This window comes from Nonomuraea insulae (genome assembly GCF_042656245.1).
In genome coordinates this window covers 98,773-111,796 of sequence record NZ_JBHSPA010000006.1, presented here as the reverse complement: position 1 = coordinate 111,796, position 13,024 = coordinate 98,773, and the positions used below count along the sequence as shown (strand labels likewise).

General features: G+C 68.6%; 12 protein-coding genes. 5 read left to right on the top strand and 7 right to left on the bottom strand.

Annotated features, from left to right (window positions below; genetic code table 11):
- Positions 1-165 precede the first annotated feature (165 nt).
- The gene (locus tag ACFPZ3_RS03260; RefSeq protein WP_379512417.1) at positions 166-1,821 is read left to right on the top strand and encodes an RNA polymerase sigma factor; all 1,656 of its coding nucleotides are present in this window, start codon (positions 166-168) and stop codon (positions 1,819-1,821) included.
- Between the two features lie 456 nt (positions 1,822-2,277).
- Here ACFPZ3_RS03260 and ACFPZ3_RS03255 read toward each other — a convergent pair whose 3' ends face one another.
- A complete protein-coding gene (locus tag ACFPZ3_RS03255) occupies positions 2,278-3,024 on the bottom strand; it encodes a YaaA family protein (RefSeq protein WP_379512416.1) in 747 nt (248 codons plus the stop codon).
- 61 nt (positions 3,025-3,085) lie between these two features.
- On the opposite strand from ACFPZ3_RS03255, the gene ACFPZ3_RS03250 reads away from it, so the two are divergent.
- The gene (locus ACFPZ3_RS03250; RefSeq protein WP_379512415.1) at positions 3,086-3,796 is read left to right on the top strand and encodes a GNAT family N-acetyltransferase; all 711 of its coding nucleotides are present in this window, start codon (positions 3,086-3,088) and stop codon (positions 3,794-3,796) included.
- Positions 3,797-4,587: 791 nt separating this feature from the next.
- Here the strand turns inward: ACFPZ3_RS03250 and ACFPZ3_RS03245 are convergent.
- Positions 4,588-4,821, bottom strand: coding sequence for a DUF7455 domain-containing protein (locus ACFPZ3_RS03245; RefSeq protein ID WP_379512414.1), 234 nt, complete (start codon positions 4,819-4,821; stop codon positions 4,588-4,590).
- A 246-nt stretch (positions 4,822-5,067) separates the two neighbouring features.
- Between ACFPZ3_RS03245 and ACFPZ3_RS03240 the strand changes: the two genes are divergently transcribed.
- Positions 5,068-7,134, top strand: coding sequence for a DNA gyrase/topoisomerase IV subunit B (locus ACFPZ3_RS03240; protein ID WP_379512413.1), 2,067 nt, complete (start codon positions 5,068-5,070; stop codon positions 7,132-7,134).
- Between the two features lie 843 nt (positions 7,135-7,977).
- Here ACFPZ3_RS03240 and ACFPZ3_RS03235 read toward each other — a convergent pair.
- Positions 7,978-8,472 (bottom strand): beta-class carbonic anhydrase, encoded by a 495-nt coding sequence (locus tag ACFPZ3_RS03235; RefSeq protein WP_379512412.1) that lies wholly within the window; start codon positions 8,470-8,472, stop codon positions 7,978-7,980.
- Between the two features lie 139 nt (positions 8,473-8,611).
- Here ACFPZ3_RS03235 and ACFPZ3_RS03230 point away from each other — a divergent pair, with 139 nt between their 5' ends.
- A complete protein-coding gene (locus ACFPZ3_RS03230) occupies positions 8,612-8,926 on the top strand; it encodes a hypothetical protein (RefSeq protein WP_379512411.1) in 315 nt (104 codons plus the stop codon).
- 115 nt (positions 8,927-9,041) lie between these two features.
- Here the strand turns inward: ACFPZ3_RS03230 and ACFPZ3_RS03225 are convergent, their stop codons facing one another.
- The 4 genes from ACFPZ3_RS03225 to ACFPZ3_RS03210 all read right to left on the bottom strand — a co-directional run bounded on the left by ACFPZ3_RS03225 (position 9,042) and on the right by ACFPZ3_RS03210 (position 12,516).
- A complete protein-coding gene (locus ACFPZ3_RS03225; RefSeq protein ID WP_379512410.1) occupies positions 9,042-9,851 on the bottom strand; it encodes an SAM-dependent methyltransferase in 810 nt (269 codons plus the stop codon).
- 95 nt (positions 9,852-9,946) lie between these two features.
- Positions 9,947-10,885 carry an ABC transporter permease gene (locus ACFPZ3_RS03220; RefSeq protein ID WP_379512409.1) on the bottom strand — a complete coding sequence of 313 codons (939 nt, stop codon included), beginning with the start codon at positions 10,883-10,885 and terminating at the stop codon, positions 9,947-9,949.
- The gene (locus ACFPZ3_RS03215) at positions 10,882-11,889 is read right to left on the bottom strand and encodes a sugar ABC transporter substrate-binding protein (RefSeq protein WP_379512408.1); all 1,008 of its coding nucleotides are present in this window, start codon (positions 11,887-11,889) and stop codon (positions 10,882-10,884) included. Before ACFPZ3_RS03215 ends, ACFPZ3_RS03220 begins: the two co-directional genes overlap by 4 nt.
- A gap of 63 nt (positions 11,890-11,952) precedes the next feature.
- Complete coding sequence (locus tag ACFPZ3_RS03210) at positions 11,953-12,516, bottom strand: thioredoxin family protein (RefSeq protein ID WP_379512407.1); 564 nt, start codon at positions 12,514-12,516, stop codon at positions 11,953-11,955.
- A gap of 35 nt (positions 12,517-12,551) precedes the next feature.
- On the opposite strand from ACFPZ3_RS03210, the gene ACFPZ3_RS03205 reads away from it, so the two are divergent.
- Positions 12,552-12,920, top strand: coding sequence for a VOC family protein (locus ACFPZ3_RS03205; RefSeq protein ID WP_379512406.1), 369 nt, complete (start codon positions 12,552-12,554; stop codon positions 12,918-12,920).
- Positions 12,921-13,024: the final 104 nt, after the last annotated feature.

Sequence of the window (13,024 nt, the reverse complement as noted above, 5' to 3'; positions counted from 1 at the left end):
TGGAGGTCAACCGCCGGGAGGTGGCCGTATGGAGTGCGGGGTCGTGCCAGAATGCTGTGCAGGTCCGTCGCGGTCCGCACGGCCTCACCGATCTCCGAGAGAGGCAACAGCCCCCCAGCGGGCATCTGGGTCCATTGTCGCCACGCGTTCGTTCGAGAGGTGTTCGTGTCGCCTGCAAGTTCGACTCGCTCGAAGCCACAAGAGCTGAACGAGCCCGTCATTCAGCGACTGCTCGAGCGTGGGCGCTCGCAGGGTTTCCTCGAGTCTGAGGATGTTCGTCAGGCCTTCGAGGAGGCGGACATCCCCATGTCGCACGCCGCCGCGTTCTTGCGGAACCTCAGTAAAGAGGGCGTGACCGTGGTGGTGACCGCCGCGGATTCGGCTGCGCCGAAGAAGTCTCGTGGTCCAGCAAAGCGCCGCACTGCCGCCCCCGTCAAGACCAAGACGGCGGCAGCCGCCAAAGAGCAGCAGCCCGAGACCGTGACCGCGGTCGTGGGCACCGCTGAAGCCGAGCCGGCCGCCAAGAAGGCGGCCCCTGCCAAGAAGGCCGCTCCGGCGGCGAAGAAGGCCGCGGCACCCGCCGCCGCCAAGAAGGCCGAGCAGAAGAGCGCTGGGCCTGCCGAGACCAAGCCGAAGACATCCGACACCCCGCGGGGCGAATCGGACGACGACGAGGACATCGAGCTCGACGGCGACGTGGAGCTTGAGGAACTCGAGGACATCGAGGTCGACGACGAGGAGATCGTCGCCGAAGCCGATGCCGAGTCCGAGGGTGACTCCGATTCCGACTCCGAAGAGGAGCCCAAGGCCGTCGAGGTCGTCGTCAAGGAGAAGAGCGAGGACGAGGTCCTCATCCTCTCCGACGACGACGATGACGCCCCGGTCGCGCAGGTCGCCGCCGCCGGCGCCACCGCCGACCCGGTCAAGGACTACCTCAAGCAGATCGGCAAGGTTCCCCTGCTCAACGCCGAGCAGGAGGTCGAGCTGGCCAAGCGCATCGAGGCGGGCCTGTTCGCCGAGGAGCAGCTGGGCGGCGGAGAGGGCGACGGGCTGCCCGTCGACGTCAAGGCCGAGCTGGAGTGGATCGCCGAAGACGGCCGCCGCGCCAAGAACCACCTGCTGGAGGCCAACCTCCGGCTCGTGGTCTCGCTGGCCAAGCGCTACACCGGGCGCGGCATGTTGTTCCTCGACCTGATCCAGGAAGGCAACCTGGGCCTGATCAGGGCCGTGGAGAAGTTCGACTACACCAAGGGCTACAAGTTCTCCACCTACGCCACGTGGTGGATCCGGCAGGCGATCACGCGTGCCATGGCCGACCAGGCGCGGACCATCCGCATCCCGGTCCACATGGTCGAAGTGATCAACAAGCTGGCCCGTGTCCAGCGGCAGATGCTGCAGGACCTGGGCCGCGAGCCCACGCCGGAAGAGCTGGCCCGTGAGCTGGACATGACGCCCGAGAAGGTCGTCGAGGTCCAGAAATACGGGCGCGAGCCCATCTCTCTCCACACGCCGCTGGGCGAGGAGGGCGACAGCGAGTTCGGCGACCTCATCGAGGACTCCGAGGCCATCGTTCCGGCCGACGCCGTCAGCTTCACGCTGCTGCAGGAGCAGCTGCACTCCGTTCTCGACACTTTGTCGGAACGCGAGGCGGGCGTCGTGTCGATGCGCTTCGGTCTCACCGACGGTCAGCCGAAGACGCTGGACGAGATCGGCAAGGTTTACGGGGTGACCCGTGAGCGCATCCGCCAGATCGAGTCGAAGACCATGTCCAAGCTGCGTCACCCGTCGCGGTCCCAGGTGCTGCGGGACTACCTGGACTGAGACCTTAGTCTGATCCGCACGAATCGCGCGCCCCGCCGGGAGTCCTCCGGCGGGGCGCGCGCCTTTTCCCGGACTCCCGGGGCCCTGGACTCCCGGGGTCCCGGCGCGGGGCACGAGGTGTGGACTGCGGGCATAGGGTGCCTCGCACTCCGCACTCCGCACCCCGCGCCTGTGCCTCGCACCCGCACCCCGTGCCTCGCGCCTCGTGCCTGTGCCTCGCACCTCGTGCCTGTGCCTCGCATCCCGTTGCCTGCCTCGCACGCTGCACGGGATGTGGGTGCGCCTCCGGACGCTGGCTGACATGACACACCCGCACCACAACGCTGCCTACATGTTGTTCGCCGCCCTCGTGGCCCTGTCGCCTCTCGTCGCCCCTGTTGCCCCTGGGCGGTTCGACGGGTGTTGGGTCGGTCATGTGCGTTCGTCGGGGCCTCGCCTTCTGGCGTGGAGGCTGGGCTAGGAGGGGTCGCTGACGTGGACGTCGAGGGTCCAGGGGCGTTTGACGCGGGTGGGTTCGGTGAGGTCGATGGTATAGCCGTGGGCGTCGAGGATCTTGGCGAGTTCGGCCGGGGTGGCCGGGGTGACGGACTGCCGCAGGAGGCACCGGGCGATCTCGCCGCGGGTCGCCTTGGCCATGTGGCTGACGACCTTGCGATCTCTGAACACCCGTACCGTCACCGAGCGCTCGCCCGGCTGCCAGGCCCCCGCGTACGTGGCGGAGCGGAGATCCACCACCAGTCCCGGAACCCGGTCCAGTTCCTTCGTCACCTGAGGACGCCAGAACGCCGCCAACCCCCCGAGCGCCGGCAAATTGACGCCCATCGAGAGCCGGTACGGCGGGATCCTGTCTGTGATTTTCACCACACCCCAGAGGCCGGAAAAGATCACCAGCGAGTCCTCGGCCCGCGTCCTGGAGTCCTCGTCCAAGGTGTCGAGGTCGAGATTGTCGTACAGGACGCCGGTGTAGAGGGCGGCGGCGGGCAGCGTGGAGGCGGTCTTCAGCGCCGCGTTCTTTGCCAGTTCACCCGCCAGGCCCGGCGTCAGGCCGAGCACGTCGAGGGCGTCGCGGCGTTTGGAGGCCCGGATGAGCGCGTTCAGCACCCGCTTGCGGTGTTTGTCGAGGGCGGGGAAGGACAGCTCGCCCACGGGCGGTCCGCTGCCCTCTGACGCCTTGCCTTCGGACGGTGGCAACAGGATCAGCACAACCCCATAGCCTATTGGCCCTGGCCAGCGCCCTGCCCGCCGACGCCACTAGGCTGCGTGGGTGAGTTTCGACCTACTTGTCCATGAAGCCTGGCCCGCGTACGAGCAGTGCGCTCACGACGGGTGGGTCCTGCGGTACGCCGGTGGCGTGACCAAGCGGGCCAACTCCGTACTGGCCACCGACCGTCCCGCCGACCTGGACGGCGCCATTCGCGCGGCGGAGGAGTTCTACGGCGAACGGGGGCAGCGCTGCGTGTTCTCGCTGGGCCCCGACGCCATGGAGGGGCTGGACCAGGAGCTGGAGCGCCGGGGGTACGAGATGGTCGATCCCACGGTCATCATGACCGGAACCCCCAAGGCCGCGCCCGGCCACGAGGTCAGGGTCGAGGACACGCCGTGGCGCGGGTGGCTGGAGACGTGGTGGGCGGTGGACGGCCGTTATGGGAGCGGGCTGGAGGAGGCCGAACGCATCTGCGGCGGGGTTCCGGCCTGGTACGCGGCGGTCGAGGAGGACGGTGCGGCGCTGGCCGTGGGACGAGCCGTCCCGCAGGGCGACATGCTGGGGATCTACTGCATGGCGACGCTTCCCGAGGCCCGTCGCAGAGGGCTGGCCCGGTCGGTGCTGCGTGCTCTGTCACGGCGGGCCGGAGGTGATGGTGGTGGGGCGCGATCGGCGTACCTGGTGACCACGGTCGGCAACTCGAGCGCGCAGGCGTTGTACCGCAGCGAGGGGTTCGAGGTCGCGAATCGGTATCACTACCGAGTCAAGTAATGCGCGCCCCGGCCGCCCGGCGCCACGTGCCCTGGCCGCCGGGTGACGCGTTCACAGGTCATGCGGTGATGTGAGCCTGGACGCCGAGCGATGCGATGCCCCAAGCGTGTGGTGATGTGCGTCCCGGCCGCCGAGCGGTGTGTGTCGCAATCCTGCGATGCCCGCCATGACGGCGATCCTGGCGGCTGGCCCCGCTGCTCGCATGCGTGGCCACGCAAGGGGGGACATGTGCGCCATGTCAGCATTTGGTCGCGTGCCACAGCAGCGGTGACACGCACGGCATGCCAGCGGCTCCGGCGTCGGGTCGGCTGAGATGCCGACACGCCCGCGATGACACCGACCGGTCTGCAGTGACACCGATCCGTCCGACATGTCAGTTGTGACACGCCTGGCAAGCCGACGGCTCCAGCGTCCGGTCGGGTGACACGCCGGCCCGTCCTCGGTGACACCGGCCCGTCCGACATGTCAGTTGTGACACGCCTGGCATGTCAGTGGCCCCGATGTGCGGTTGGACGATATGACCGCACGCCAACATGGCCACACGCCGGCAGGTGGGCAATGGGGCCCCCGACACGCCGATGCGGCGAAACGTCCTCAGTGGAAATTGCCGCGCTGGCACGCCCGCGTTGACGCGCCGATGCGTTGAACATGCCCGGCACGTCAGGGGTGACATGCCGGGCATGTCAGGGGATCCTGTGGGGGTGGGTTTGCGCAGAACGGCGGCCCCGGGCAGGCCGGGGTCGCCGTTCTGGTTACGCGATATGTGGTTATCTCATCACGACCAGCGCTGGTCAGCGCTCGTCGTTGGGGGCAATTGAAGAGGTGGTATCGCTGAGGCGAGCCGACTCGTCCAAGATGTCGGCGCCCTTTTCACGCAAAGCTGCGACGTGCTGACGCCCATGATGGGCGCAGAACAGCAGCTCCCCACCCACAGGCAGGGTCGCGCGAATGTAGGCCTGGGCGCCGCAGCGGTCGCAGCGGTCGAGGGCCGTCAGCGGCTTAACGGGGGCGAGAGCTCCAGTCACGTATCGCCTTTCGGGTCACCCTCGCCGAAGCGAGGATCTGGCGTCAGTCACTTGGACAACATCTAACCGGACGTGGACGTTCCCAACCGCCCCCTCTCTACGCCCAGAGCAGAATGTGTCCGAAAGTAATGATGATCAGCCGGTTGGTAACGGCAAACGTTCCGGCATGGCAAGCTTGTACGCGCGCGTACGGGAAGAACGGTAAGCTACGCACACGTGTTCGATGCCTAAACCAGGGGAGCTGGAGTGACGCTAGTGGAGGCGGGTTACACGGCTCGTCACCTGTCGGTGCTTGAGGGCCTTGAGGCCGTTCGCAAGCGACCGGGCATGTACATCGGGTCCACCGACAGCCGCGGGCTTATGCACTGCCTCTGGGAGATCGTGGACAACGGCGTCGACGAGGCGCTGGCCGGTCACTGCGACCGGATCGAGGTCGAGCTCTACGCCGACGGTTCTATAGAGGTCCGCGACAACGGCCGGGGCATCCCCGTCGACGTCGAGCCCAAGAGCGGCCTGGCCGGGGTCGAGCTCGTCTACACGAAGCTGCACGCGGGCGGCAAGTTCGGCGGCGGCTCCTATGGCGCCTCCGGCGGTCTGCACGGCGTTGGCGCCTCCGTGGTCAACGCCCTGTCCGCCCGGGTGGACGTGGAGGTCGATCGTGACGGCCTCGTCCACGAGATCAGTTTCCGCCGCGGTGTCCCCGGAGTCTTCGACGGCGAAGGGCCGACGGCCAAGTTCAAGAAGAAGTCGGGCCTGCGCCTCGGCGCCAAGCTCCCCAAGAAGGTCACCGGCACGCGCGTGCGCTTCTGGGCGGACAAGCAGATCTTCCTGCCCGAAGCCGAGGTCTCGCTCGACGAGATCCACGTGCGCCTGCGGCAGACCGCATTCCTGGTGCCCGGCCTGACCCTCGCGGTCTGCGACAGCAGGCACGAGGAGCGGATCGAGGAGGAGTTCCACTTCGACGGCGGCATCTCCGAGTTCGCCGAGTTCCTGGCCCGCGACGAGCCGGTCTGCGACGTGCTGCGCCTGCAGGGCACGGGTCACTTCCACGAGACCGTGCCGGTTCTCGACGACCAGGGCCACATGACGCCCACCGAGGTGCAGCGCGAGCTCACCGTGGACGTGGCGATCCGCTGGGGCAAGGGCTACGAGTCCACCGTGCGCTCGTTCGTCAACGTGATCGCCACGCCCAAGGGCGGCACGCATCTGTCGGGGTTCGAGCGCGGCCTCCTGCGTACGATCAACGAGTTGCTGCGTGAGACCCGCCTGCTGAAGAACGGCGATGACCCCGTCACCAAGGACGACCTCTCCGAGGGGCTGACCGGGGTGGTGACGGTCAGGGTGCCGGAGCCGCAGTTCGAGGGGCAGACCAAGGAGGTCCTCGGCACGTCGGCGGCCACCCGCATCGTCTCCCACGTGGTCTCGCGCGAGCTCAAGGAGCTGTTCACCAACCCGCCGCGTGGCTTCAAGCAGCCGCTGCGGTCCGTGCTGGAGAAGATCGTGGCCGCGGCGAAGGCCCGCATCGCGGCCCGCGAGCACCGCGACAACCAGCGCCGCAAGAGCGTGCTGGAGAACTCCGCGCTGCCGGCCAAGTTGGTCGACTGCCGCAGCGACGACGTGGATCGCAGCGAAGTGTTCATCGTCGAGGGTGACTCGGCGCTGGGCACGGCCAAGCTGGCCCGCGACTCGGAGTTCCAGGCCCTGCTGCCGATCCGGGGCAAGATCCTCAACGTGCAGAAGGCGTCCGTGAGCGACATGCTCAAGAACGCCGAGTGCGCCGCCATCATCCAGGTCGTCGGGGCCGGGTCGGGGCGCTCGTTCGACATCGAGGCCGCCCGCTACGGCAAGGTCATCCTCATGGCCGACGCCGACGTTGACGGCGCCCACATCCGCTGCCTGCTTCTGACCCTCTTCCACCGCTACATGCGGCCGATGGTCGAGGCCGGGCGGGTGTTCGCGGCCGTGCCGCCGTTGCACCGCATCGAGCTGACGAACCCGGGTCGGGGCAAGGAGAAGTACATCTACTGCTACTCCGACGCCGAGTTGCACAAGGTGCTGCGCGACCTGGAGCGGCGGGGCAAGCGGTGGAAGGACCCGGTGCAGCGCTACAAGGGTCTGGGAGAGATGGACGCCGACCAGCTCGCCGAGACGACGATGGATCCGCGGCACCGCATCCTGCGCCGGGTCAGGATCGAGGACGCCGAAGGGGCCGAGGGGATCTTCAACCTGCTCATGGGGAGCGACGTCGCGCCGCGGCGGGAGTTCATCGTGAGCAGCGCGGCCGAAGTGGACCGCGACCACATCGACGCCTGACGCCTCGACGCCTGACGCCTCGACGGCCGGTGTCGAGGCGCCCGACGGCTGGCGCCTCGACACCTGAGGCTTGGCACCTGGCGGCTGGCAGCTAGACGCCCGGCGGCTGGCGGCTCGACGGCTGAGGTTTGGCGCCTGGCGGCTGGCGACTAGACGCCCGGCGGCTGGCGGCTCGACGGCTGAGGTTTGGCGCCTGGCGGCTGGCGACTAGACGCCCGGCGGCTGATGGCTCGACGGTCGTATGTCCGCGGTCGGGCGGGTGTGTTGTTGTGCCTTCGGTGGCTGAGGGGCTGGAAGGGCCTTGAGGGGCCTCAGGGCCTCTCCTGATCCTCGGCCGTTATTGATGTTCTCTGGGCCCTTCGTGGGCGTCTGGGGGGCACTCAGGGGCGCTGTGGCGAGATTCCGGGCGCATGGGTGGCGGCTGTCCTGATTGGGTCGCGTGTGCGGAGGCGGATATGTCGGGCGCGCGCGTCGGAGACGGCTGCGTCGGACGCCTGCGTCGGACGCCTGCGTCGGACGGCTGCGTGCGCGGATGTGTCGGGCCCGCGGACGGCTGCGTGTGCGGAGGTGGCAATGTCGGGCGCGCGTCGGAGACGGCTGCGTGTGCGGATGTGTCGGGCCCGCGGACGACTGCGTCGGGCGGTTGTGTGTGCGGAGGCGGATGTGTCGGGCGCGCGTCGGAAGCGGGTGCGTTGGGCGGCCGCGTGCGCGGGGGCGGGCATGTCCGTCTGGCGCTCGCATTGATATCCGGTACAGCTAAGCGTGCGGCAAGGCGCCGGGTAGGGCGAAGGTGATCACCGAGTTGGGCATTCGCTGTGCTTGGTGTGCGTTGCGGGAGGTGGGTCAGTGGGGGGAGGGTGTCAGGCGGCCTGTGTGGACGTCGTAGATGGCGCCGGCCACCGGCATGCTCTGCGGTAGGAACGGGGTGCTGCGGATGCGGGTCAGGTCGTGGCGCAGGGCCTCGTTCTGGTCGGGGACCGTGTGGAACTCCAGGCTGCGGGTGTCCACGCCCCGCTCCTGGGTCAGAGCGTGTACGTCCGGGTCCGTGACCTTGGACATGCCGCAGTCCGTGTGGGGCATGACGAGCACCCGATCCACCCCGAGCACGTAGACGGCCAGGACGAGGGTACGCAGTACGTCGTCCGTCACCCGGGCTCCGGCGTTGCGCAGGATCTTGGCGTCGCCGGGCTTCAGGCCGAGCAGGCCGAGCGGGTCGATGCGGGAGTCCATGCAGGTCACGACCGCCAGCCCGCGGGCGGCGCGGCCGGTGAGTCCGGAGCGGCCGAACTTCTTGGCGAATTTCGCGTTGGCGGCATAAAGGTCGTCGAACTCACTCATGCCACAAATGATTCACCACCCCCCAAAGCTGATGTGTTTCGGGGTGGCGACAGGCTGGACTTGGCAAACGTCCCGCGAAAGCACCTCACCTTGAGTGATGATGTCGTAGCCGTACGTACGTGATCGAAGAAGGTTAGTCGTGAGTAGGTCAGAATCGCTTGCCGCGTATCTCCGGGGTCAGGGCCGGCGCCGCCTCGACCGCGTGGAGTCCAAGGACGACGGTCGCAACGCCAAGTGCGCCCTGGCCCTCCTCGACGCCGCCGTCTACGCGGCCAGCCTGCCCGATGACGACCCGCTCATCCTCATGCTCGACCAGGCGGGCTGTTTCGGCCCGCTGGGGTGTGAGCAGTTCGATCCGGGAGAGGCGGGCACCAAGCTGATCCGGCACTGGCAGGGTGGCGAGCCGCACGAACTGCTGCTCGCTCTGCCGCCCGCCATCGACGCGGCGACATAGGGCTGCTGTCATCGGGGTCGTGTCGAGGTGGCGACGTGGGGCTGCTGTGAGGGCGCCATCGGCGCGGTGGCGTGGAGCTGCCGCCTGCCAGGAAGGCCCACGCGAAAGAGCGGGCCTAGGGGGATGGTTTGTGGCCTATGCCTACGTACCACCACTCGCTGCCGGCGAGGCCGCTCTCCCAGGCCTCCTCCGGCCGCCAGTCCGCCACATGCGTCACCCCGGGCTCGACCAGGTCGAACCCGTCGAACATCCGGGTGATCTGCTCCCGGCTGCGGTGGATGAGGGGCGCGTCCGCCTCCTCGTACACCTCCCGCGCCGCCACCCCCACCTCCGGATGGGCGTCGTCGGTGAGGTGGGAGACGATCAGGGCGCTGCCGGGAGCCATGCGTTCGCGGAACTCCGCGACGACCCCCCACGGGTCGTCGCGGTCGGTCAGGCAGTGCAGCACGCCGAGGAAGACCACGCCCACGGGCCGGGAGAAGTCGATCAGCTTTTTGGTCTCGGGGGCATCGAGGATCGAGGCGGGCTTGCGTACGTCGGCGGGCAGGATCGTGATCCCCGTGTCCGTGCCGGCCAGCAGCGCGCGGGCGTGAACGATCACCACGGGGTCGTAGTCCACGTAAACCACGTGCGCGTCCGGGTGTGCCTTGCGGGCGACCTCGTGGACGTTGTTCTGGTTGGGCAGGCCGGTGCCGAGGTCGATGAACTGGTCGATGCCCTGGTCGGCGACATGGCGTACGGCCCGGCCCAGGAAACGCCGGTTGGCCAGGCAGATGTCGCGGCTCGGGCCCAGTGCCATGATCTTCTCCGCGGCCTCGCGGTCGGCCGCGAAGTTGTCCTTGCCGCCGAGGTAGTAGTCGTACATGCGCGCCGAATTAGGCACCTTGGGGTTGATTCCCGTCGGGACGCGCGGGGGGTAGGTCATCTGGACCCTTCGGTTCGATGCCGCTAACTGCTCGAAACAGCCGTAACTGCTTCAGAAACAAAGAGTAACGCTCTTGTCACGAAATTTTGGATCTTTTAGTAATTCCGGCGCAGGGCGTAATCAGTGCTCACGGCGGTCAGGATGAGCAGGCCCTCGATCATCGGGCGGTAGGTCGAGTCCCAGCCGAGCAGGTTGAAGCCGTTGCCGATGAGCGTCAGGATCAGCACCCCGACCATGCCCCGCCAGATCGCGCCCTGGCCGCCGAGGATGCTCGTGCCGCCGATCACCGCCGCCGCGATGGCGGTCAGCTCCAGCAGCGTCCCCATGTCCGGCTGGGCCGAGCCGCCCCGCGCGGCCAGCACCAGGCCGGCCAGGCCGGCGCAGATCCCGCTGATCGCGAACACCCCGACGCGGACCGAGCGCACGCCGATCCCCGACAGCCAGGCCGCCGTGGGGTTGCCGCCCACGGCGTACACGCGGCGGCCGAGCGTGGTGCGCGCCAGCAGCACCGAGGCGAGCACCGCCACCGCCACCAGCAGCAGGGACGACGCCGTCACGCCGCCGAGCACCGTGGGCCAGCTCAGCGACTGGAAGGCCGCCAGGTGGCCGGGCCCCGGGTACACGATCGCGCCGCCGGTGATGACCAGCGCCAGGCCGCGGTGCACGATGCCGAGCGCGAGCGTGGCGATGAACGAATGCACCCGCGACAACACCACGACCAGGCCGTTGACCGTGCCGAGCAGGGCCCCGGTCGCGACGGCGGCCGCGTACCCCCAGGGAACCCCGGCGCGCTCGGTGACGAGCACCGCGACGATGGCGCTCACGGCGAGCACCGCGCTCGCGGACAGGTCGAAGACGCCGCAGATCACGCAGATCGTCATGCCGCAGGCCAGCAGGCCGACGACGACGGCCTGGTCCAGCAGGTTGACGAGGTTGCCCGAGGTCAGGAACGTGTCCGTGGACAACGAGAGCATCGCCACGAGTGCGGCGACCGCCAGGACGATGCCGTGGTCGCGCAGCGAGCGTACGGTCATTCGTCGTATTCGCCGCTCACCTGGGCCAGCGCGTCCTTGGTGCCCATGCTCACGCTGGGGGAGACGTCGGTCATGACGTTCGTGTCGGGGACCTGCCGGCCGGTCGCCTTGTTCAGGCCCAGCTCCGCGGCCTTGGCGCCGAGGGTCTTGACGGGCAGGTAGTAGGCGCCGAACCAGCGTCCCTCGCGCACCGCGGTGACGGTCTGGCGGGAGGCGCCGTTGGCGACGTACATGATGTTCTTGCCCTTCGCCACCGCCTCGGCTCCCAGGATGGCCTGCGACGCGCCGATGATCACGTCGATCCCCGGCTCTCTCTGCAGCACGTCCTGCATGGCCTTGCGGCCGCTCTCCTGCGTGTAGCCGCCTTCGAGCTGGGCCTTGACCTGGACGCCCGGGGTGGCCTTCAGCAGGCCGACGGCGGCCTGGGTGCGGGCGTTGTCGAGCGGCAGCGCCTTGAGGCCCTCCAGGTAGCCGACCTCGCAGGGGTTCAGCTTCCTGCTCTTGCACGCCTGGACGGCCAGTTGGCCGAGTCCCTCACCGTTCAGCGTCGGTACGTCGATGAGCGTGACCGTGCCGTCCACCTGGGGTTGCGCGGTGTCGTAGCGGGTGCCGACAGGGGTGAAGTGCGCGACGACGGAGATTCCGGCCTGTACGGCCGCGCGGATCGGCGGCACCACAGCGGCCCCGTCGTTGGCCTGCACGATGAACACCTCGAACCGCTTGGCGGTCACCGCGTCCTGGAGCTGGCGTACCTGCGCCTGGGCGTCGAAGTTCGGGTCGAGGAACTCGGCCGTGGCGCCGTTGGCCTTGGCGTACTCCTCGATCCCGGCGAACGTGGCGGCCGAGAAGGAGTTCGCCTTGGCGAAGCCGAAGAAGCCGATCCGTTTGGGCCCGCCGGCGGGGGCCGAGGTGGCGCCGCCCCGCGCCGCGCCGGGGTCGACGCAGGCGGTGGAGAGCAGGGCCACCAGGGCCAGGGTGGGTAACACAGTCCATCGTGCGACCATCACGGTCTCCATTCGCCCGGGACCTCGTGCTGATGATCATAGGGGCGAACGGAGGGCCGTGTCTCAGGTCGGCGCGTTGCCAGGCTTCCACTTGATGCCGCACCCGAGCGCCGGGTTCTGCTCCTCGGGCACCGGGTCGTCCTCCATCAGCGCGTCGATGGCCGCCCGCAGGGACTCGCCGGTCACCGGCACGGAGTTGCCCGGCCTGGCACCGTCGAACTCGCCGCGGTAGACGAGCTGGAAGTGGGAGTCGTACAGGAAGAAGTCCGGTGTGCAGGCCGCCTGGTACGCCTTGGCGACGTCCTGGGTGTCGTCCAGCAGGTACGGAAACGTGAACCCGGCTCGCGCCGCCTGCTCCGCCAGGTGTGTGGGGTCGTCGTCGGGGTAGTTCACGCTGTCGTTGCTGCAGATGGCGACGATCGACAACCTCGCGCCGTAGTCCTTGGCCAGGGCGCCGAGGCCGGATTCGATGTGCCGTACGTAAGGGCAGTGGTTCGAGAGGAAGACCACGAGGGTGGCGGGTGAGCCCTTGAGGTCCTCCAGCGAGACGCTGCCGCCGTTGATGGCGGTCAGGTCGAAGGCGGGCGCGCGAGTGCCGAGCGGAACCATGAACGAGTTGGCAGCCATGGCATCCATTGTCGTCTGAGAAAGGGTATGCACTGATGGGCGGTATCGCGGAGTTCAGGAGTGTCGTGCTGGACTGCCCCGATCCTCAGGGATTGGCGGCGTTCTACTCAGACCTGCTGGGCTGGCCGATCACCTCGGTCGAGGACGACTGGGTGGTGGTCACCGACGGCGGCTCGCCCATGCGGGTGGCCTTCCAGCTCGCCCCCGACCACCGGCCGCCGGTGTGGCCCGATCCCGAGCGGCCTCAGCAGATTCATCTCGACCTGCACGTCGACGATCTGGATGAGGCCGAGAGGCAGGCGATCAAGATCGGGGCGCGTAAGCACGAGCACCAGCCCAGCGAGGAGGACAGCTTCAGGGTGTTCCTCGATCCGGCCGGTCACCCGTTCTGCCTCTGCCGGTAGTGAGAGAGCTCCGCTTCCGGTGGGAAGGCCCGGGCCGGGCGATGGGGACTGCTCCCGGCCCGGCTGAGGGGCCGGCCCCGCCTCACGGCGAGGTCGGCCCCGGT

Excerpts from the sequence above, each read along its gene's own strand:
- ACFPZ3_RS03235 (WP_379512412.1), bottom strand. The coding sequence starts at position 8,472 with ATGAGTGAGTTCGACGACCTTTATGCCGCCAACGCGAAATTCGCCAAG.
- ACFPZ3_RS03225 (WP_379512410.1), bottom strand. The coding sequence starts at position 9,851 with ATGACCTACCCCCCGCGCGTCCCGACGGGAATCAACCCCAAGGTGCCT.
- ACFPZ3_RS03210 (WP_379512407.1), bottom strand. The coding sequence starts at position 12,516 with ATGGCTGCCAACTCGTTCATGGTTCCGCTCGGCACTCGCGCGCCCGCC.
- ACFPZ3_RS03205 (WP_379512406.1), top strand. The coding sequence starts at position 12,552 with ATGGGCGGTATCGCGGAGTTCAGGAGTGTCGTGCTGGACTGCCCCGAT.
- ACFPZ3_RS03220 (WP_379512409.1), bottom strand. The coding sequence starts at position 10,885 with ATGACCGTACGCTCGCTGCGCGACCACGGCATCGTCCTGGCGGTCGCC.
- ACFPZ3_RS03215 (WP_379512408.1), bottom strand. The coding sequence starts at position 11,889 with ATGGTCGCACGATGGACTGTGTTACCCACCCTGGCCCTGGTGGCCCTG.